The 20,212-nt window shown below is 44.9% G+C and carries 17 protein-coding genes and 2 tRNA genes; 9 read left to right on the top strand and 10 right to left on the bottom strand.

The window, feature by feature from the left end:
* Window positions 1–121: 121 nt before the first annotated feature.
* Window positions 122–265: a hypothetical protein gene (locus BLV62_RS28240; protein ID WP_168927825.1), complete on the bottom strand. Its 144-nt coding sequence runs from the start codon at window positions 263–265 to the stop codon at window positions 122–124.
* A gap of 593 nt (window positions 266–858) precedes the next feature.
* Here BLV62_RS28240 and BLV62_RS28915 point away from each other — a divergent pair.
* The 3 genes from BLV62_RS28915 to BLV62_RS01085 all read left to right on the top strand — a co-directional run bounded on the left by BLV62_RS28915 (window position 859) and on the right by BLV62_RS01085 (window position 2,667).
* Complete coding sequence (locus BLV62_RS28915) at window positions 859–1,287, top strand: transposase (protein ID WP_168927826.1); 429 nt, start codon at window positions 859–861, stop codon at window positions 1,285–1,287.
* A complete protein-coding gene (locus BLV62_RS01090; RefSeq protein WP_168927827.1) occupies window positions 1,277–2,104 on the top strand; it encodes an IS3 family transposase in 828 nt (275 codons plus the stop codon). Before BLV62_RS28915 ends, BLV62_RS01090 begins: the two co-directional genes overlap by 11 nt.
* Window positions 2,105–2,184: 80 nt before the next feature.
* Window positions 2,185–2,667: a hypothetical protein gene (locus BLV62_RS01085; protein ID WP_139169872.1), complete on the top strand. Its 483-nt coding sequence runs from the start codon at window positions 2,185–2,187 to the stop codon at window positions 2,665–2,667.
* Here the strand turns inward: BLV62_RS01085 and BLV62_RS01080 are convergent.
* The 3 genes from BLV62_RS01080 to BLV62_RS01070 form a co-directional block, all read right to left on the bottom strand.
* Window positions 2,649–2,734: transfer RNA gene (locus tag BLV62_RS01080), tRNA-Leu, on the bottom strand. The two genes, BLV62_RS01085 and BLV62_RS01080, sit on opposite strands and share 19 nt — an antisense overlap.
* A gap of 15 nt (window positions 2,735–2,749) precedes the next feature.
* Window positions 2,750–2,822: transfer RNA gene (locus tag BLV62_RS01075), tRNA-Gly, on the bottom strand.
* A 125-nt stretch (window positions 2,823–2,947) separates the two neighbouring features.
* Entirely contained in the window at window positions 2,948–3,787 is an 840-nt protein-coding gene (locus BLV62_RS01070; protein ID WP_089757750.1) for an RHS repeat domain-containing protein, read from the bottom strand.
* Window positions 3,788–4,006: 219 nt separating this feature from the next.
* Between BLV62_RS01070 and BLV62_RS01065 the strand changes: the two genes are divergently transcribed.
* A complete protein-coding gene (locus BLV62_RS01065) occupies window positions 4,007–4,786 on the top strand; it encodes an enoyl-CoA hydratase-related protein (protein WP_089758159.1) in 780 nt (259 codons plus the stop codon).
* A 111-nt stretch (window positions 4,787–4,897) separates the two neighbouring features.
* The gene (locus BLV62_RS01060; protein ID WP_089757747.1) at window positions 4,898–5,413 is read left to right on the top strand and encodes a hypothetical protein; all 516 of its coding nucleotides are present in this window, start codon (window positions 4,898–4,900) and stop codon (window positions 5,411–5,413) included.
* Between the two features lie 197 nt (window positions 5,414–5,610).
* Here the strand turns inward: BLV62_RS01060 and BLV62_RS01055 are convergent, their stop codons facing one another.
* On the bottom strand, window positions 5,611–7,869 hold the full coding sequence (locus tag BLV62_RS01055; RefSeq protein ID WP_089757745.1) for a Tex family protein: 2,259 nt from the start codon (window positions 7,867–7,869) through the stop codon (window positions 5,611–5,613).
* A gap of 237 nt (window positions 7,870–8,106) precedes the next feature.
* On the opposite strand from BLV62_RS01055, the gene mazG reads away from it, so the two are divergent.
* Both mazG and BLV62_RS01045 read left to right on the top strand, forming a co-directional pair.
* Window positions 8,107–8,874, top strand: a complete 768-nt coding sequence (gene mazG / locus BLV62_RS01050) for a nucleoside triphosphate pyrophosphohydrolase (protein WP_089757743.1) — start codon at window positions 8,107–8,109, stop codon at window positions 8,872–8,874.
* 3 nt (window positions 8,875–8,877) lie between these two features.
* Complete coding sequence (locus BLV62_RS01045) at window positions 8,878–12,684, top strand: sensor histidine kinase (protein ID WP_139169870.1); 3,807 nt, start codon at window positions 8,878–8,880, stop codon at window positions 12,682–12,684.
* A 182-nt stretch (window positions 12,685–12,866) separates the two neighbouring features.
* Here BLV62_RS01045 and plsX read toward each other — a convergent pair whose 3' ends face one another.
* Genes plsX through BLV62_RS01030 form a run of 3 tightly spaced genes read right to left on the bottom strand, consistent with a single transcriptional unit; the run spans window position 12,867 to window position 14,612 of the window.
* On the bottom strand, window positions 12,867–13,814 hold the full coding sequence (gene plsX, locus BLV62_RS01040) for a phosphate acyltransferase PlsX (RefSeq protein ID WP_089757738.1): 948 nt from the start codon (window positions 13,812–13,814) through the stop codon (window positions 12,867–12,869).
* A gap of 48 nt (window positions 13,815–13,862) precedes the next feature.
* On the bottom strand, window positions 13,863–14,057 hold the full coding sequence (gene rpmF / locus BLV62_RS01035; RefSeq protein ID WP_079473289.1) for a 50S ribosomal protein L32: 195 nt from the start codon (window positions 14,055–14,057) through the stop codon (window positions 13,863–13,865).
* A 12-nt stretch (window positions 14,058–14,069) separates the two neighbouring features.
* Window positions 14,070–14,612, bottom strand: a complete 543-nt coding sequence (locus BLV62_RS01030; protein WP_089757736.1) for a YceD family protein — start codon at window positions 14,610–14,612, stop codon at window positions 14,070–14,072.
* A gap of 228 nt (window positions 14,613–14,840) precedes the next feature.
* Here BLV62_RS01030 and BLV62_RS01025 point away from each other — a divergent pair, with 228 nt between their 5' ends.
* A complete protein-coding gene (locus BLV62_RS01025; protein ID WP_089757734.1) occupies window positions 14,841–17,267 on the top strand; it encodes a PAS domain-containing hybrid sensor histidine kinase/response regulator in 2,427 nt (808 codons plus the stop codon).
* Here BLV62_RS01025 and BLV62_RS01020 read toward each other — a convergent pair.
* Window positions 17,261–18,139 (bottom strand): fructosamine kinase family protein, encoded by an 879-nt coding sequence (locus BLV62_RS01020; RefSeq protein WP_089757732.1) that lies wholly within the window; start codon window positions 18,137–18,139, stop codon window positions 17,261–17,263. The two genes, BLV62_RS01025 and BLV62_RS01020, sit on opposite strands and share 7 nt — an antisense overlap.
* Window positions 18,140–18,153: 14 nt before the next feature.
* Between BLV62_RS01020 and BLV62_RS01015 the strand changes: the two genes are divergently transcribed.
* Window positions 18,154–19,236, top strand: coding sequence for a DUF3810 domain-containing protein (locus BLV62_RS01015; RefSeq protein ID WP_089757730.1), 1,083 nt, complete (start codon window positions 18,154–18,156; stop codon window positions 19,234–19,236).
* Window positions 19,237–19,239: 3 nt separating this feature from the next.
* Here BLV62_RS01015 and BLV62_RS01010 read toward each other — a convergent pair whose 3' ends face one another.
* Window positions 19,240–20,187: an arginase gene (locus BLV62_RS01010; RefSeq protein ID WP_089757728.1), complete on the bottom strand. Its 948-nt coding sequence runs from the start codon at window positions 20,185–20,187 to the stop codon at window positions 19,240–19,242.
* Window positions 20,188–20,212: the final 25 nt, after the last annotated feature.

Here is a 20,212-nt window from a genome sequence, read left to right as displayed (position 1 = left end):
GCTCATATGCCCCAATGGGACAGATGCTTGGAGTTTTGTTTAGTTCTTGTATTGTTTAGTAAAACAAATTGGGAGCTGTCCCCGGAATTGTTCCTGAACAGCTCCCAAAGGCATAATTAAATCAATCCGCTTCTCTGGAGCTATCTTCTTTTTTTGTTTTTTGGCTCACAGTTCTTGTGAAAGAATCGGTGCCACCTTTGATAGCAATCAATTGTTCTTTTTTCAGGGGCTTGAAGATTTTTGAATTCAAATTTTCAAATTTCATACAATTTGGATTTAAGTTATTAAAGAAAAAAATACACAATTGGGTTATTTTGTCAATATTGCCTGAAGAATTTGGAGTTTTTTGAAACAGTTCTGCATTCTACTTCAAAAAAAAATAGTTTCCCTCCCCATTTCTACCAAATGCTGAAAATTTTCGACAAAAGATTATCTGATAGGCAACTAGATAAGATTCTTTTTATGATTATCGCATATCAATCTATCAAGTAGGATTCGTTTTCAAATTCTGTAATCAGATTTTTTTTATCTTATCCAATATTTATTCGCCCACGGCTTTACTTACAATCTAGAAAACAGTAAAGACTTTCTTTCCGGAGAAATTACGTTCGGAAAAGTATGGTATAAAAGTTAGGTAGTGAAGTATATTGCTATTTCTTGCAAACTGAATAAAAAAGTTCACTGTTCCCATTAAAAAGAAATCAAGTTCTATTTTTTTAGCAAAATACACTAGGAGAAATGGAGAAAATTTGAGTTGGCCATACTTTAAGAAAATTTAAAATGTATTTCAAACTCAAGTCTTTTTGATAGTAGACAATGCCTCGTCCTGAAATAGGTTGACACAAAATGTATCAAACTATGGAAAACAGCAACGTTAGCAGTTATGTAAAGAGGTCTCAAAAAGACTACAGTTTAGCATTTAAACTACAGGTGGTAAATGAAGTAGAAAAAGGGTTACTAAACCAGGATCAGGCGCAAAGGAAATATGGGATTCAGGGAAACTCAACGATTTTGATTTGGTTAAGAAAGCATGGTAGCTTAGATTGGAGTCCAAAAAAGAAAATGGGCAAACCAACTCCTAATAAACAGATTCGAGAACTGGAAAAGAGAATTCAGCGGCTGGAAGCCGAAAAAGAGATTTTAAATCGAGCAATTGATATCGCAGATGATATGTTATCAACAGATATCAGAAAAAAAAGTACTTACCCCTGTCGCAGAAAGCTTCCGAAAGCCAACAGGGGGAAGAGGATACTCCGTCCGCCTAGTCGCTTCAGTATTGGGCTATAGTCGACAACATGTCTATAAACAGCAGAAGACCCAATCAGATGAAATAAAAAAAATGCAGGCGGTCAAAGAGTTAGTGGATAGAGAAAGGAAGCTCCTACCTAGATTAGGTACTCGTAAAATCTATTATCTGATCAAAGCAGATCTAGATAGATTGAGGCTCAGGTTTGGGAGAGATAAATTATTTACATTAATGGCAGAGCATGATCTGCTAATAAAACCCAGGCGTAGATATACTACAACGACTATGAGTAAGCATTGGCTAAGAAAATGGCCAAATCTTATCAAGGATTTAGAGATTACATACCCTGATCAGGTTTGGGTAAGTGATATCACCTATTTAAAAACCAGAGAAGGTAATTGTTACCTTAATATGGTTACAGATATGTACAGCAGACGAATCATGGGGTATGCTATTGCAGATAACATGGGAACGGAAAGCATGATTGAAGCATTCAAAATGGCAACCAAGCAGCGGTATTCCCCATCGGTAGCTACTATCCATCATTCCGACAGAGGTCTACAGTATTGTAGCAAAGATTATGTTGCAATGGCTGTCGATAATAATATTAGTCTTAGTATGACTGAGAATGGCGATCCATACGAAAATGCATTGGCAGAAAGAATGAACCGTACAATCAAAGAGGAATTTGGTATGGATGGTACACTTAGAACAAAGGAACATGCCAGAATACTGGTAAAGGAAAGTATAGATTTATACAATCACAAAAGGCCTCATTTGGCGCTAAACATGAAGACGCCAGATAATGTCTATAAAACAAAATCTCGGTCACAAAAGGCAACCGAGATTTATTCTTAATATTGTCATCCTATTTTAGGACTATTCAACTGTCTCTTGACCAAAATCAACTTGACTATATAAATAAGCGCTCGAAAGAAATGATACGTGAAACCATGAAGGAGAGCGAGAAAGTTTATCAAACCCGCGCCAAACAAAAAAGTGAAATTGAGGCGAAGCTAGATAAATTAGAAGAAAGGTTGATAAATGAAGAGATTGACAGCAATACTTTTAAGAAGTGGAGGGTGAAATTATTTCAACAATTAGGAGTACTGGACGAGGAGCTGAATAATTTGAGAACAGGGAGCCTGCAAGTGAAATGGAATCGTTTAAGTAAGGTTTTACCGAGAATGAATAACTTAAGATCCTTCTTTGATAGTGCATCACCGCAAAGCCGACAAAAATTATTACGTGTAGGGTTCGACGGTAATCTCATTTATTCAGGAGGGCGCTATCGAACCAAAAATGTACACCCGGCATTACAATCTAACGCATTGAAAGCCAAAAAAATAGGGCTCATCGAAATCGATGAGCCCTTAACTTGTTCGGGAAAAATCCCGAGTTGTACCCCAGATGGGAGTTGAACCCACACTCGCATTGCTGCGAACGGGATTTTAAGTCCCGCGTGTCTACCAATTCCACCACCAGGGTTTGTGAGAAATTTCGAGCGGAAGACCGGGCTCGAACCGGCCACCCCGACCTTGGCAAGGTCGTGCTCTACCAAATGAGCTACTTCCGCTTTTCTAAGAACTAATCCCCTTCGTTTTTCGTTGGGATTGCAAAGATAGCAATCTTTTTGAACTCACAAAATTTTTTTGACGTTGATTCAAAATATTTTATCCATCAACTTTTTTTACCCTGTATTTAAGGCTGCATTTCATAGCTGTATTTCACCAAACCCAACAACTCCTTCCCTTTACCATAACAGGTTTCCTTCGACGGCAACCCATTAGACTCATACTCATATTCCCAGATCGTATAGCTCGACGTTTGTGCGTTAACGGTAGTCATCTTCGATAACTGACCTGACGACGTATACTCAAAAATATAATCAGGCAACATCCGCTTCTTCGCCGCATGATACCTGTATACATCTGTTAACCGCCCCTCTTTATCATAATTATAAAACGTACGTTTCCCCGTTTTTTTCTCAAATTCTTCTATCACATTGCCTGCACTATCCGTCTTAAACACTACCAATGCCGAATCCAACGCTCCCCCCTTTTTCTGCACCATCTGCAATAAACGACCACTGGTATCATAAGCATAACTCCGGCTTTCATCAAACCGCATCCGGTTGCTGCGGGCAATAGAAATACTGCTTACATTCACCAAATGCCCCTTCCCGTCATACCGGTATTGGGTAGTTGTAATACTGGCTTCCGAACTGTCTACCGTCTTTATAAGCTCTCCCTTGGCCGAAAAGGAGGATACAAGCGCCGAATAACCCGTGGCGCTCGACTGGGTTTGCGACTTCATCTGCCGGTAAGTGGGATTTATACTCCGCTCGCAACGGAAATCCTTGTCCATCTCCATATTGGCATCCAGGGTCAGCACCTTCTGGGTTTTGACCTTATTCTCTTTCAGCAGGGCCATAGTAGCCGTTGTTTGCCGGGTGTTATAAATGTCCTGGAAATAATACTGGCTGAAACCCTTTACTGCAAAGGCCAGCGAAGTTAAAACCAATAGAAACCCTTTCTTCATGGAATATGTAAACGTTGTTAATTGATGGCAACAAATGTAAAACGCAATTTCTACATTAAAATTTTTTATACCGTTATGTTTGTTTCCCCCTGCTTTCTGTTACCTGCATTCGTTCCTCTGAAAGCCGGCGCATTATTCCCGCTGTATAGTTTTACAATGAGTCCCCGTATTCGCCGCTCACGCGATGCTGGTATATGCGATATTTCTGTAACTTTAGGCATGCAGCCTCAATTTATTATAATACACCAGCAAGTTGCCCCCTATGTGGCGCATATCCAGCTAAACCGGCCAAAGGAGCTAAATGCCCTTAATCTCCAGCTCATGAGCGAACTAAGGGACGCATTAAAGGCTCTGGACGCCGATGACACGGTGAGAGCGATCGTGATCAGCGGGAATGAAAAAGCTTTCGCCGCAGGGGCCGACATCAAACAAATGGCCGATAAAACCGCCATCGATATGCTGAATATCGACCAGTTCAGCACCTGGGACGCCATCAAGAAAACCAGGAAGCCTGTTATCGCTGCCACCAGTGGATTTGTACTGGGAGGAGGATGCGAACTGGCCATGCTTTGCGATATGATAGTAGCCAGCGAAACAACCCGTTTCGGGCAACCCGAAATTAAACTGGGAATTATGCCAGGCGCCGGCGGAACCCAGCGTCTTACCCGGGCCGTAGGCAAAGCCCTCGCCATGGAAATGGTGCTTACAGGCCGCATGATCTCCGCCGCCGAAGCCCTGCAGGCAGGATTGATCAACAAAGTTGTGCCGGTTGAATTATATTTGCAGGAAGCTGTTAACTTAGCCGCCGAAATAGCCGAGAAAAGCCCCATAGCCGTTAAACTGGCTAAAGAGGCCGTACTGAAGGCGTTCGACACAACGTTAGAGGAAGGTTTGCATTTTGAGAGAAAGAATTTCTACCTTCTCTTTGCATCCCAGGACCAACAGGAAGGAATGCAGGCTTTTATTGAAAAACGCCCACCTGTGTTCAAAGGAAAGTAGCCATAATAATTTAAACATTTTTATTATTTAAGTTGTTAACCTTCCACTAACAAAATCTGACTATTAGATTGTCAACAGATCCAGTAGAATGTTGGCCAAAAAAATTTAACCATGATTGCCAAAAGGTTACCTGTTACAACCTTATTCTCGTTCACTGTTTGCCTGATTGCTTGTAATGCCCCAACAGGACCCGCCAGAGTTGTGACCATTCAAAAGAATGCAGTACCAACAGACACCATGATCGCAACAGCAGACAACATTCAGACCGACTCCATCGCTTCCTGGAACAGGTTCCAGCAATTCGAAGGCGAATACCCTTCCGAATGCCAGCTGTTTGAAGCCGCTCCCCTCAAAGCCCGCTTCAACGCCCTGGTAGGCAAAGCCCGGAAAACATTTATGGAGCGACTGAAAGTAACTCCACCCATCGAAGTACAGAACCATATTCTTTTCGACCAGGGATATATGCCCGGAAAATCAACATACGATGAAGCGGCAATAGCCATCGATTTCGATAGGGATATCATCTATGTAGGATTTACCATCAACAAGAATCTCATCATCTTCAGCGAAAAAGGAGACACCGACTACCCTGAACCCTTCCTGCAGTGGATGCAACAATTCCAATAGATTGCACGCAGAGGAGTTTCACGCAGAGAGGCATAAGAAGCAAAGAAGCATAAGATATATTTTTAAGGAAAATAAGAAAGCAAAGAAGTAGGATCATAACAATCTCCTTCTTTGCTTTCTTAATATTCGCTCTGGTCAAAAATCCTTATGCTTCTTTGCTTCTTATGCCTCTCTGCGTGAAACTCCTCTGCGTGAAACTAGTTGAACTTGCTTTTGAGGGCCGCCAGCTTGGCCTGGAAGTCGTTCAGCGGGGCTTCCTTGGCAGGAGCTTTGTCTTTGCGTGGTTGATGGTCCCTGCGTTGATTGGGTTGGTTGCCGCCTGTAGCCGGTTTTTCATTTGTTTTCATAGACAATGAAATACGTTTGCGTGGCACGTCTACTTCCAACACAGTTACCTGTACTTTCTGGTTCAGTTTAACCGCTTCATTCGGGTTGCTGATGAACTTATTAGACAGGTGGGAGATATGCACCAGGCCATCCTGTTTAACCCCTACATCCACGAAGGCGCCGAAGGCAGTGATATTGGTAACAACGCCCGGCAACACCATTCCTGGTTTCAGGTCCTCGATCGAATGAATGCCATCTGCATATTCGAAGATAGAGATCTCGTCGCGCGGGTCGCGGCTCGGTTTAGCCAGCTCTTTCAGGATATCTTCCAGGGTCAGTAAACCCACTTCTTCGCTTACATATTCTTTTGGAACGATCTTCTTGCGAAGATCTTCTTTACTCATCAGGTCAGAAACGGTACAGTTCTGTTTCTTTGCCATCGCTTCTACCAGCTCGTAACGCTCTGGGTGAACCGCTGAATTATCAAGCGGGTTGTCGCCGTTCTCGATCCGGAGGAAACCTGCGCATTGCTCAAATGCTTTGTCGCCCAGGCGATGTACTTTTTTCAGTTGTAAACGGTCTTTGAACGCGCCGTTCTCTTTACGGTATTTAACGATGTTTTCTGCCAGTGAAGGACCAAGGCCGGATACATAAGCCAGCAGGTGTTTGGATGCTGTGTTAAGGTTTACGCCTACATTGTTCACGCAGCTTACCACAACCCTGTCGAGGCTTTGTTTGAGCGACGACTGGTTAACATCGTGCTGGTACTGACCTACCCCGATGGATTTAGGATCGATCTTCACCAGTTCGGCCAGCGGATCTATCAGCCTGCGGCCAATGGAAACGGCGCCGCGTACAGTCACATCATGATCTGGGAATTCTTCCCTTGCTACTTCGGAAGCAGAATATACAGATGCACCGCTTTCATTTACCATGAATACATTGATCTTTCTTCCAAAATCAATCTTCTTTACAAATTCTTCTGTCTCACGTCCGGCAGTTCCATTACCTACGGCAATGGCTTCTGTATGATATTTTTCTGCCCATTTCTTCAGCAATGCTTCGGCATCGTCACGTTTATAGTTTTTCTCCAATGGGAAAATAACATCGTGAGCCAGCATATTACCCTGGTTGTCCAGCGCTACTACTTTACATCCTGTTCTGTAGCCCGGGTCAATGGCAATAACGCCTTTTGGTCCCAACGGCGCTGCCAGCAACAACTGGCGAAGGTTCTCGGCAAATACCTCGATCGCTTCCGCATCCGCTTTTTCTTTGGCTGCCGCCCTGAATTCATTTTCCAGGGAAGGACGTAATAATCTTTTATATGCATCGGCAGCCGCTTTGCTAACCTGTTCGGCAGCCGGGCCTTTGCCTGTTACGAATTGTTTTTGAAGAATAGCCATTGCCTCTTCTTCTTCAGGCGCAATGGAACTGAAGAGGATACCCTCATGCTCTGCACGGAGGATAGCCAGCACCCGGTGAGAAGGCATTTCACGGAGATCTTCGGAGAACTCGAAGTAATCCTTGTATTTATCGCCTTCCGCTTCTTTTCCTTCTACTACCCTGGATGTCAGTTTAGCGGTATTAGTAAATAACTTACGCAGCTTATCCCTTCCTTCTGCATTTTCATTGATCCATTCTGCGATGATATCCCTTGCTCCTTTTAACGCTTCTTCTGCACTGCCTACCTGCTCGTTCAGGAATTCGGCTGCCGCAGCCACATCGCCATCCTGTTGTTCGAACAGCAGGTGTGCCAGCGGTTCCAAACCTTTTTCGATAGCCACGGTAGCACGTGTTTTACGTTTAGGTTTGTAAGGGAGATAGATGTCTTCCAGTTCAGCTAACGACCAGGTTTCTTCCAGTTTAGCCTGCAACTCGGGAGTCATCTTTTCCTGTTCGGTGATCGTTTTAATAATAAACTCACGACGCTCATCGACTTCCTTGTAACGTTTTTGCAGATCTTCGATACGGCCTATTTGTACCTCGTCCAGGCTACCTGTAACTTCTTTACGGTAACGGCTAATAAATGGTACGGTAGAACCTTCCGATAAAAGGGCCATGGTGTTTTCTGCCTGTTTACCGGAAATACCCAGCTCCGATGAAATAAGTGCAATGTGTTTCGGATTCATAATTCAATTATTTTGGGATTCCTGGATTTTCGGATCATTGAACCAGGGCGGTTAAAGCGCCGGGTTCCTTATCTCCCAATCTTAAAATCGCTACAAATTTAATAGCTGGCAAATGTAATTAAAATGGGCTGTTAAGCAACAAAAAGAACAAATATTTAATTATCCCCGTCCGCCGCTATGGCATGATATGTGCTACTTCCGGTCGAAATTCGGAAAATCATCCCTATTTTTACAAATATGGAAAAGACTGCTACTTTTGACCGTTTGCTCAAGATAATGGACGACCTGAGGGAAAAATGCCCCTGGGACAAGAAACAAACCATCCAAACCCTCCGCCAGCTTACCATTGAAGAAACCTATGAACTGGCCGACGCTATTACAGACGAGGACTGGAAATCCATTAAAGAAGAGCTGGGAGATATCATGCTCCACATGGTTTTCTACGCTAAAATCGCTTCCGAACAACAACAATTTGATATAAATGATGTGATCAACGGCGTATGCGAAAAACTGATCCGCCGCCACCCGCATATCTACGGTGATGTAAAAGCCGAAACTGAGGAACAGGTAAAACAAAACTGGGAGAAACTGAAGTTGAAAGAAGGAAAGAAATCTGTTCTCAGTGGTGTTCCGCAATCGTTGCCCGCCCTGGTGAAAGCCATGCGCCTCCAGGAGAAGGCCAAACAAACCGGGTTCGAGTGGGATAATACCCAACAGGTATGGGATAAAGTAAAAGAAGAAATAGGGGAGCTGGAAGAAGTAGCCAATACAGGAAATAAAGATGCAATAGAAGATGAATTTGGCGATGTCATGTTCTCGCTTGTCAACTACTCCCGCTTCCTGGAAATAGATGCTGAAAACGCCCTGGAAAGAACCAATAAGAAATTTCAACGCCGTTTCCAGGCAATGGAACAACTGGCCCTCGATAAAGGACAGACGCTCAATGACCTTTCCCTGGTGGAAATGGACGCGCTCTGGAATCAAGTAAAAGCAACTGAAAAATAGAAATTGATCGATACTAAGGAAATACGGTTATTCTTACTGCGACACGGATACCTGTTGATCATTGCCGCATGGCTGTTCACTTTTGCCTTCCTGTTCAGCAACTACTGGTCTTACTATTCATCGCCCCAGGGCGTGAAAAGAAGCATGGAAAAGAGTATCCATCAGCGGGAGAAAAGTTTTTCCAGGATCGCCGGCGATACCACTATTACCAGCGCTTTGCTTAACCGGAGCTACGACCAGAAACTGCTGGATCGCATCTCCTCCCTGGAATATTACCTGTTTGCCTACGATTCCAGCAATACCGGCATCTGGCTAACCTTCTGGAGTACCAGCCAGGTACAGCCTGAAGAGCTGGAAACCTCTTTTACAAACGGCTCCCGTTTCATGAAGCTGAAGAACGGCTATTATGAAGTGATCACGCAACAGGTAGCGGCGCCAAAGAAACATCACAGGTACCTGGTAGCTGTCATCCCCGTACGGCTCGAGTATTCTATCAAAAATAATTACCTCGTTAATCATTTTTATGATAAAGAAGAATTAGGAGATGAATATAGTATCCTGAGAGAAATGCCGTCATTGCTTCTTTCAGAACATATCGTCCTGCCTGTCAATAACTCTAAGGGAGAAACGCTGTTCTACCTCGATTACAACACCGGGATGCATGTACACCCGCCCAATACCCTCAGCGCCCTGCTGATGACCCTGGGAAGTATCTGTGTACTCATCTTCATAAATCTTTTTGCCACTCTTCTTGCTAAAACAACCAACCCCCTATACGGTTTCCTGTTCTTATTTATAATTGTCCTGGGTTTAAGGATCACCAGTTATTATTATCCTTTCCCGTTCAACCTTCGCGCCCTGAACGTATTTGATCCGCGCATCTACGCGAAAGATGAAGTCTTCTATTCGCTGGGCGACCTGCTCATCAACGTGCTGCTGACATTCTGGATGATCCTCTTCTTCAGGGAACATGTGAAAACCATTAATCCGCCGGTGATCCGTAACCGGTGGATACAGAGCCTGATCATCATAGTGGCGAGCCTGATCCTTTACATCGTTGAACAGTTCCTGGCTGAACTGATCCAGAGCCTCGTGATCGACTCCAAGATCTCGTTCGACGTTACCAATCCTTTCAGTCTTACCGAGTATAGCGTGATAGGGTTTGTGGTCCTGGGATTTATTTCTTTCAGCTTTCTTTTCTTCTCCCAGATCATCAACTACCTGCTGAATGAGTTAACGAACTTCCAGTACAGGACCAAATATATCTGGCTGGGCGCAGTTGGCGTCATCTGGCTTTTATTCCGCCTGCATAACCCGGAGATCTATTTCTTCGTGTCAATGATGATCTGGTTGATGCTGTATATAGTATTGCTGGATTTCCTGGCCGACAGGTTCGAGAGCAGTACCGCTACCGTGCCTTTCCTTTTCTGGTTATTCCTGCTAACGATCACTACTTCAGCAGTTCTCGTTCATTACAATAATCACAAAGAACTTACTACCCGTCAGAAGCTGGCAGAAGACCTGTCGAGGAAGAAAGACCCTTATCTTGAAATGTTGTTGATAGATGTTGGGAAGAAGATAGAGCACGATGAGACAATTCAGTATTTCTTCCAGGATAGCCAGCGCCGTGAGAAGAGGAAATCGGCATTCGATAATCTCCTGTTACAAAAATATTTCCAGGGCTACCTGAGCCGGTTCCGGGTAAGCATATACGCTTATGATGAGAACGGCGCCTCCCTGTTCCCGAATGCAGATACAGTAAGCCTGATGACCTTTAACAGGTTGATGTTCTTCGAGTCGCAGGCGGCGCCCACACTGAGTTCGGGTAACGACCTGTATTATTACGAAAGAAGTTTCAACGATTACAGCTACATCGTTAAAAAGGAATTTCATAATACCAACAACGAGGTTAGCGGCTGGCTGGTTTATACCCTTACGCCTAAGGTGATGAATAGCGGGCGCCTGTATCCAGAGCTGTTGGTGGAAGGCGACCTTTCCGACCCGACCCGCGAAAAAGTGGGCAGCTATGCATATGCCGTCTACGATAAAAATATCCTCGTAAGCAATAACAGTGGTTATCCTTTCCCTATCCGTTTATATGCCCATGATCTGCCGGTTTCAGATATCGCTGTACGAACGAATAACGGGTATTCAGAAATGATCTATAAGGCGAGCCAGGATAAAGTGGTAATCGTGGTAAAAGAGAACAGGATGTTCATAGAGTTTATTACGCTCTTCGCCTACATGTTCTGCCTGTTCCTGCTTATCGTGGCTATTTACAAGTTCTTTGATCTGCTGATCAAGGCGCGGATGCGCATCAGTAATCTTCGTTCCCTCATTGATGTTAGTATCCGTCGTAAAGTTCATGGCACCATCATTTTTGTTGTAGTCTTTTCATTTGTTATCCTGGGTCTTACCACGGTGAAGTTCTTTACATACAGGTCTGAAACCCAGAACCGGGAACGGCTCAGCAGAACCATGAGGGAAGTATCGCAGGATGTGGAAAAGATCTTCGCTAACCAGCGGGATCTCGACCAGGTAGGAGATATCTATGATTCGGAACTGATGAAAAGATTATCTGCGTCGCTGGCTGATATTGCAGAAGAGCGGGCCCTGGATGTAAACATCTACGACCGCGATGGCAACCTGCAGCTTACCACGCAACCGATGATGACGGACAAGGGATTGATCTCCGATAAGATGGACCCCCAGTCGTTTTACCATTTGTCAAGACTGGAGGAAGTACAATACATCCATACGGAATACATCGGCCAGATGCCGTACCTGTCGGGCTATACGCCGCTCAGGAACCACGATACCCACGAAGTGATCGCTTACCTGAATGTGCCGTATTTCGCCACGCAAACAGAGTTGAACCAACAGATCTCCAACTTCCTGGTAGCGTTGATCAACTTCAATGCTTTCATCTTCCTTATAGCAGGTATGCTGGCGTTGCTGATCACCAATTCCATCACCCGTTCTTTCTCGCTGGTTGCTGAAAAACTGCGGCATGTGAACCTGGGGCAGCGCAACGATGAAATTGAATGGGATAAAGACGATGAGATAGGCGCCCTGGTAAAGGAATATAATAAGATGGTACGGAAGCTGGAAGTAAGCGCTGTGCGATTGGCGAAAAGCGAAAGGGAAGGAGCATGGCGGGAAATGGCCAGGCAGGTAGCGCACGAGATCAAGAACCCGCTGACACCAATGAAATTAAGCATCCAGTACCTGCAACGGGCCATTGCGAACGATTCTCCTAATGTGAAAGAGTTGTCGCGCAACGTAGCCAATACCTTAGTGGAGCAAATAGAACATTTATCCAACATTGCCTCCGACTTTTCGGCCTTTGCCCGTATAGGCGAGCCTAATAATGAGCAGGTGATGCTGAACGAGGTCTTATACTCTCTCACTTCCCTCTACCAGGGGCAGGAGAGTTGCGAAGTAGAGTATATTGCGCCATCCCGCGATTTCTATGTGTTTGCAGACAAGACACAGATGAACCGCCTGTTTACCAACCTCCTGCAAAACGCTATCCAGGCCATCCCCGAAGGCGAACATGGTCATATTGTTGTTCGTTTCCAGGAAACTGCCGACAGGCATGTAATTGTAAGCGTATCGGATAATGGTGAAGGTATTTCAACGGAGATCCAGTCGAGGATCTTTGTGCCTAACTTTACGACCAAATCGTCGGGTACGGGTCTTGGTTTGGCGATGTGCAAGAATATAGCGGAGCAGGCGAGGGGTGAAATCTGGTTCGAAACGAAGCTGAATGAGGGCACTACTTTCTACGTAAAACTTCCGCTCATCTAGGTTGTTTCCCGCAAAGAAGCAAAGGAGCAAAGAAGCATAAGAAATTTGACTGAAGCGAAATTTAAAAAGCAAAGGAGTTAAAGATTACGTTATATAACACAATCTTTAACTCCTTTGCTTTCTTTTTTCCTTAAAACAATATCTTATGCTTCTTTGCTCCTTTGCTTCTTTGCGGGAAACAACTACACGCTCTGTGTGAAGCTTTCTTTAATTTTTTCCAGTAGTTTGCTTTCGTTGATCTGCTTCGCTAGTTGGATCATGTTTTTGAAGGCGAGTCCCTGTGAGATACCGTGACCAATGATCACTGGTTTGGAAACGCCTAAGACGGGAGTACCGCCGTATGCTTCGAAATTGAATTTATCCAGGTATTCGTCCTGAATATTGCGTCTTACCGCTACTTCATGGAACGATTCGGCCATTTTGAGTACCACGTTACCTGTAAAACCTTCACAAACAATTACATCGGCTTTGTCGGTAAAGATGTCTCTACCTTCGATGTTGCCGATAAAATTGACTTGTTTGTTTTCTTTGAGTAAAGGGTAAGTAGCCATTGCCAGCAGGTTGCCTTTACCTTCTTCTTCACCGATATTTAACAAACCAACCCTGGGATTGTCGATATTCAGAATGTGTTTAGAATATAGGGAACCTAAAATAGCAAATTGTGACAGATTTTCTGGTTTGCAGTCGGCATTGATACCTACATCGAGTAAAAGGCCGTATCCGCCGTTTTCACGGGGTACGAGAGTAGAGATTGTAGGACGTTGCACTCCTTCTATTGCCTTAATAGAATAAAAAGTGCCTACCATCATGGCTCCGGTATTACCGGCGCTGATGAAAGCATCAATTTGTTCGTTCTTAAGTAAATGAAAGCCAATGGAGATGGAAGATTGTGGCTTTTCCTTCAGTGCCTTGGTAGGGTGTTCATTCATCCCGATTACCTGGGATGAATGAACAACTGAATATCTTGATTGGTCCAATTGTGCAACTGATAATAAGGGAGTAAGCTGTGCTTCATCTCCGATTAGTACCAAATGCACATCAGATGCAACAGTGTCTAAAAATAATTTTACTCCTTTTACTGCTTCTGTGGGAGCGAAATCGCCGCCCATCATATCAAGCCCGATTCTCATGTAACTCAAGTTTGTTCTTGTTAGCTCGGGTAAAATTAGTAAAATTTATTATTTAGCAGCGCTCTGTTTTTCCAACACTACTTTACCTCTGTAGTACAGTTTATTTTCTACCCAATGAGCACGGTGTCTCAGATGCACTTCACCGGTTGCGCTATCTGTGCTTAATGTATCCGCTACCGCCTTATAATGCGTTCTTCTCTTTGCTGATCTTTGCTGAGAATGTCTGCGTTTAGGATTTGGCATTTTATTTAATTTTTAATTGTCCTTAAATTTATCCAACCCTTTCCAGATTGGGTTATCGTTTTCTTTTGCCTGCTGATTCATCTGAGCCAGCATTTCTAATACCTTCGGATTACAACCGCTTTGACCAGGAGCCTTATCCGGGTGAATGCGCTGCATTGGAATACTCAAATGAATAAATTCATATATCAGTTCCGCGACATTCAAATGGCTCTCTGTCTTAGAGATATATGCAACATCCGGATCCTCCTCACTTTCACTCATCTCTTCCGGGTTGTCTACCAGTTTTATTATCTGGTTGAAATCATCCCACAACTGCATCTCAAATGGCTCCCCACAACGGTCGCAGGTTACAGTTACCTTGCCACCTATGGCGAATTTCAACAAAAAGAAGTTACTCTTCTTATCCAACGTCAGATGAACCGTCGCCGAACAATTGCTGAAATCCTTTGGCTCTTCAAAGTTCTCAAAGAAACTGTCTCCGATTTCATACTGAAATGAATGCTCTCCTGGCTTTAACCCAACAAAGGCAATATCAAATTCGCGGAGTTGTTTCATATTAATATCCTCACTTTTAGAGGGATGCAAAGGTAATTAAATATTTGCAATTGCAAAAATTTAGTAAATTTGTTCACTATTGATATCTTATTTATATATATATTTATATCGTAAAATATCAGCCATATTAGTGCTGTGACCAACAGGTGTGAACCGCAAAGGTAATCATTTTCGCCCGTTTTCACAACGCAATCGCATTGAAAAACCCTTACCCCCAGTCCATCTTAGATGATGAAAACCGTAGAAAAAAATGGAACTAATGCCAATAATGAAGGTACCGGTATGCCACCTCCTGGCAACCAGGACATTTTCTCATTGCCCATAACCGCCTGGCTGAACAGCTCAATAGCCGGTCTCCTCGTCACCGATGAAAACTATCAATGTACCTGGGTTAACGATATTTTCCTCCAATATATGGAAGGCCAGAGCCCGCTTAACCTTTCCTTCTCCCAACTTATCAGCTTCTTTGAACCAATGGTCGACCCCTCCGTCAATATCGCGGAACAGATGATGACCTTCAAAAATGAGAAGAAACCCTGGTTCGGCTGGGAAGTCCCTTTCCGGAACGGCGAGATCTGGGAAATAACCCATCTCCCCCTGGTACACGGAGAAGCATTCAGGGGCGCCATCTGGCAGGCAATTAACGTTACCCGGCGCCATCATATTCAGGCAGAGATCAAACGGAACGAGGAAAAATTCAGGGTTATCCTGAACAACCTTAACGCCGCCATGTGCGAAACCGACATTGACGGGAACATTACCCGCGTTTACGAAAGCTTCTGCCGCCTTTCCGGTTACTCGGAAAAAGAACTCCTAGGCAAAAATATCACAGACCTCTTCGTACCTGAAAACAACCGCGCCTATGCCCGCGCTCTCCGCAAAAAGCGGATGGACGACAAAGTTCCGCTGGTCTACGATATGGAGATCCGCCTCAAAGACGGTACTCCCCGCTGGATACTGGCCAGTTCCACCAACCTGTACGACAACGCCGGCAACGTGATCGGCGGCGCAGGTATCCACATGGATATCACCAGCCAGAAAAAACTGCAGGAAGAACTGGAAACTGCCCGCCGCCAGGCCGAAGAAGCCCAACAGGCGCAAAAGGAGTTCCTCGCCGGTATGAGCCACGAGATCAGGACCCCGCTAAACGCCATCATCGGGATGTCGCACCTCCTGGAAGAAACAAACCTGGACCCCCGGCAAACCGAATATGTCAGGATCCTCAAACATGCCTCCAACATACTGCTGGGTATAGTCAGTGATATTCTCGATATTTCACGTATTGAAGCCGGCGAAATCCGCGTCAATCAACGCGAATTCAATCTCAGGGAACTGATCCAGTCCCTCCGCCAAACCTTCGAACTGAAAGTAGGAAGCCGGCCCGTTACCGTTACCGCCGAACTGGAAGCCGCGCTGAACACCTGGCTGATCGGCGACGATATGCTTTTAAACCAAATATTAATCAATTTGTTAGGTAATGCAGAGAAATTCACTCACGAAGGTGAAATTGCTATTAAAGCAACTGTAGAAAACTGGCAGGAAAATAAAATATGGATACGGTTCCGCATATGCGATACCGGGATCGGTATCAAAAAAGAGAAACTGGAACTGATATTCCAGGACTATAAGCAGGCAGAGGAGGAGATCAGGGAACAGTATGGCGGATCAGGCCTTGGCCTGGCCATCGCCAAACAACTTGTCAATTTCCAGGGAGGCGAGATCAGCGTGGAAGAAATGCCTGGTTTTAACACCTGTTTCAGCTTTACCATCCCGTTTATGGATAGCCGTAAACCGCTGGTGGTAAATGCTGCGGCAAAAAGCAGGAAACAGGTTCAGAGATCCTTCGAAGGCGCCAGGGTACTGGTAGTAGAAGATAACCCTATGAACCTCCGCTATATAATGAGCCTGCTGGAAAAGTATAAGATATATTACCAGCTGGCCACTAACGGGCCCGATGCCTCCTGGTTCCTGGAGTCCAAACAATACGACCTTATTCTGATGGATATCCGGATACCTGGCATGAACGGCCTGGAATTAGCGCAGCATATCAGGGCCGATGAAAACAAACCTAACGTGGCTACCCCCGTGATCGCCACTACCGCTGTAGCAATGGAAAGTACTGCAACCATGGCAAGAATGGCAGGAATAACAGATATCCTTACGAAACCTTATACGCCGGACCAGCTGCTGCAGATTTTTAATAAATATCTCAACGAAGACGAAACAGAACTTATAATGGAAGAAGTGCAGAACATTAGCGGATTTGAGTTTAGCGAAGATTTAGATGTCAAATATCTCACAGATCTCTATGAGAACAATATCTCCTATGCCGCCGACCTATTTGAAATTTTTATCCGCACAATCAGGGAAGAACTGGATAAACTGAGCGTTGTGCTGGAAAACAAAGACTGGAACCTGATGAAGTTCCAGGTGCATAAACTGAAACCTAACTTCGCTATGGTAGGCCTGACATGGATCAGCGCCAAAATGCAGGAACTGGAAAATATTTTCAGGAGCAACCCGCAGCCAAACGAAGAAGAAGTGGTACAGCTGTTTAAAGATGTAAGGTCGGACGTCGATAAGTTCTATCCCCTCATCGAAGAACAATATGCCAGGATGCAGGATTTTATAGCAACGCAGGACGAGAATCAGTAAGCCTGTAATACTTCCCTGATACTGTTATAGTAATTTCCTCCGAACAGTATTAAATGCACCAGTAACGGATATAACTGGCAGACCCCTATCCGCTGCTGCCATCCCGGTTGCAGTGGGTAAACGGCCTGGTAGGCATAGTAAAAACGGGTATCAAATCCGCCAAATAACCTTGTCATCGCCAGGTCCATTTCCCTGTGCCCGTAATAAACCGCCGGATCAAACACACAGGCCCTCCCGTTGCTGCCTACCATAAAATTGCCCGACCATAGATCGCCATGCAGCAAAGCCGGCGGTTCCGCCGGGAATAACCGGGGCAATTGTTTGCATAATGATTCTACCTGGTTCACCATTCCTTTATCCACGATCTGCTGGTCATACGCCATCCTGATAAGCGGCAGCAGCCGGTTGAAAGCATAGAACACCGGCCAGTTGCTGTAAGGGGTATTGTATTGTTTTAAGGTGCCCAGGTAATTAGGCGTGTTAAACCCGAAATGCGGCTGCGTAACCCGGTGCTGCCTGGCCAGCAGCAAAGCGAAGTTATCCCAGAAATCAGCCACTGTCTGCCCTTTGGTGATGAACTCCAGCAACAGGTACGACCGGCTTCCAACCTTTCCGTATGCCAGCGGTTTGGGCACCGGTAAAGCGTTGGCATTATGCAGGGCCTGCAGGCCTGCAAGCTCCTGCCTGAACATATCGGGGTACTTTTCAGCATCATTCATCTTCAGGAAAAAATATCCTTCATTCGTATCTATCCTGTACGCCTGGTTGATATCCCCTCCATGAATGCTTTTTGCTTCATTAATCAGTATTTTTACGTTCAGTTGTTCGGAAATTGCCGTACTTAGTTGTTTTAGTAGAGTTTCATCTATCATGTTCGCCACATTATATGGAGACAAAGGTCTGGATTAAAAAGAAAATCGTCCGTATTGTACTAACACTTGCGGCTATACTGTTGTTAAAAGGTTTATTCTCCTGGAGTGACCAATTCAGAAATTTCTACTTCCATAGGTGGTATGACTGGAGCAGTCTGGTTTTCAGGCAAATAACAGGTATAGTTCCATTTAGCATTGGCGATGTAATATATACAGTGTGGATTATTACAGGTATAGTTTATGTGTTAAAAGTATGTTATAAACTAATAACCTTTGCCTGGGCGGATATCGGAAAAATACTGTTAAGAGCTATTCACTTCCTGCTGAGAGCTTACCTGGCATTCCTGGTTCTCTGGGGTTTCAACTATGATCGCGATTCCCTGGCAAAAGATGTAGGCCTTGCAACAACTTCTTACAACACGCAGCAAATCTACCATCTTTCTGATACACTTGTTCAACTGGTAAATAAAGAAAAGCTCCGGACAGGCGATAGCCTGCGGGTACTGGGGCCAGACCCCGACAGCAATACCCTGTTCAAACGGGCCATAGGCGCTTATGATGCCGCCGCCGGCTCCTGGTCCGCATTAAAATATAAAGCGCCGAGTGTAAAGAAGGCTGTTTACGGCAAACTGTTGAACTATACAGGGGTTACAGGATATCTTAACCCTTTCACCAACGAGGCCCAGGTGAACCTCACAGTACCTCCTGTGCTGCATCCTTTTATTACCTGTCATGAAATGGCCCATCAACTGGGTTATGCGCCGGAAGAAGAGGCTAACTTTGTAGGCTACCTGGCGGCTACCAGCATTTCGGATGCCCGTTTCCGTTATTCCGCCCAATTCGATATGTTCCTGTACAGCGTCAGGCAGCTCAGTTTCAGGGATACCACGCTGGCAAAGGAGATCTGGAACAAGGCGTTGCCCGGCGTAAAAGCGGATTATAAGGCCATGATCAGCTTTTACGAACCTTATACCGGCAAGGTGGACGAATACTCGACCTTCTTATACGACCGTTACCTGAAAGCCAACAAACAAGACAAAGGTATCCGGAGTTACAGTGAAGTAACCGGGTGGCTGATCGCTTACTTCCGTTTATAGTTATTAGTTCATCATCAGCATATTCACGCTGCGCTGCAGGATGTTGAAGGCTATTTCGGCCATGAGGTTTTCCCTGTCCAGCGTCGGGTTCACTTCCGTGATCTCGAAGCAGCAGATCTTCCTGTGCTGCATAAATTTGGCGATCAGGTCTTCAGCTTCCCTTTCTCTTAACCCATTGCTCACCGGGGTACCGGTACCGCGGGAAATAGAGGCGTCGAGACTGTCAACATCAAACGAGACATAGATGTAATCGCAGTCGCTCAGGTAACGGAAAACCGACCTGGAAATAGCTTCCGGGCCTTTTCTGCGTACCTCGTTGGTAGTAATCACCTTCATCCCGTATTTTTTAATGAGATGGTCTTCCTCTTTTTCAAAATCCCGCAGGGAGATAAATACAATATCTTCCGGCAGAACTTTGGGAGATATCTTGCCGATGTTCTTAAGCGCATTCCATGATTTAGCCGTGTTTTCGTCTATTTCATGCACCTTGCAATCCATATTGTCTTCCGCGATGGCGGTAGCCAGCGGCATCCCGTGCATATTGCCGGAAGGAGTGGTGTAAGGGGTGTGCAGGTCGGCATGCGCGTCTATCCAGATCACGCCCAGTTTCGCTTTGGGATGGGCCATTTTAAGCCCGGCAATCGTAGCGCCGGCAGTACTGTGATCGCCAGACAATACAACCGGGAACCAGTTGGTTTTTACTGTTTCACAAACACTCTTGCTGATCCTTTCATACATGGTCAATGTTCCCTTGATTCTTTTGGCGTAGGGAGATTCGATAGGTTCGAACAGCAGTTTGTTTTCCGTTTCGATTGCTTCGGTGGGGAAGTGGACAAAAAAGTTGCTCATGAAATCCAGTGCAGCGATCTTGATGGCGTCCACTCCTAAACTCGCGCCGCGTGTTCCGGCGCCAATTTCTGATTTTACTTCAATGATTTTAATATTCTTCATAAAGACAGAATTACTGGCAAGCTAC

The organism is Chitinophaga terrae (ex Kim and Jung 2007), assembly GCF_900107795.1.
Lineage (GTDB): Bacteria > Bacteroidota > Bacteroidia > Chitinophagales > Chitinophagaceae > Chitinophaga > Chitinophaga terrae.
This window is presented reverse-complemented; position numbering and strand designations above follow the sequence as displayed.

Bases quoted from the DNA above. Each gene is read 5' to 3' on its own strand.
- plsX (WP_089757738.1), bottom strand. From the start codon at position 13,814: ATGAGAATCGGGCTTGATATGATGGGCGGCGATTTCGCTCCCACAGAA.
- BLV62_RS01055 (WP_089757745.1), bottom strand. From the start codon at position 7,869: ATGAATCCGAAACACATTGCACTTATTTCATCGGAGCTGGGTATTTCC.
- BLV62_RS28915 (WP_168927826.1), top strand. From the start codon at position 859: ATGGAAAACAGCAACGTTAGCAGTTATGTAAAGAGGTCTCAAAAAGAC.
- BLV62_RS01030 (WP_089757736.1), bottom strand. From the start codon at position 14,612: ATGAAACAACTCCGCGAATTTGATATTGCCTTTGTTGGGTTAAAGCCA.
- BLV62_RS01025 (WP_089757734.1), top strand. From the start codon at position 14,841: ATGATGAAAACCGTAGAAAAAAATGGAACTAATGCCAATAATGAAGGT.
- BLV62_RS01070 (WP_089757750.1), bottom strand. From the start codon at position 3,787: ATGAAGAAAGGGTTTCTATTGGTTTTAACTTCGCTGGCCTTTGCAGTA.
- rpmF (WP_079473289.1), bottom strand. From the start codon at position 14,057: ATGCCAAATCCTAAACGCAGACATTCTCAGCAAAGATCAGCAAAGAGA.
- mazG (WP_089757743.1), top strand. From the start codon at position 8,107: ATGGAAAAGACTGCTACTTTTGACCGTTTGCTCAAGATAATGGACGAC.
- BLV62_RS01020 (WP_089757732.1), bottom strand. From the start codon at position 18,139: ATGATAGATGAAACTCTACTAAAACAACTAAGTACGGCAATTTCCGAA.
- BLV62_RS28240 (WP_168927825.1), bottom strand. From the start codon at position 265: ATGAAATTTGAAAATTTGAATTCAAAAATCTTCAAGCCCCTGAAAAAA.
- BLV62_RS01065 (WP_089758159.1), top strand. From the start codon at position 4,007: ATGCAGCCTCAATTTATTATAATACACCAGCAAGTTGCCCCCTATGTG.
- BLV62_RS01010 (WP_089757728.1), bottom strand. From the start codon at position 20,187: ATGAAGAATATTAAAATCATTGAAGTAAAATCAGAAATTGGCGCCGGA.
- BLV62_RS01015 (WP_089757730.1), top strand. From the start codon at position 18,154: ATGGAGACAAAGGTCTGGATTAAAAAGAAAATCGTCCGTATTGTACTA.
- BLV62_RS01060 (WP_089757747.1), top strand. From the start codon at position 4,898: ATGATTGCCAAAAGGTTACCTGTTACAACCTTATTCTCGTTCACTGTT.
- BLV62_RS01085 (WP_139169872.1), top strand. From the start codon at position 2,185: ATGATACGTGAAACCATGAAGGAGAGCGAGAAAGTTTATCAAACCCGC.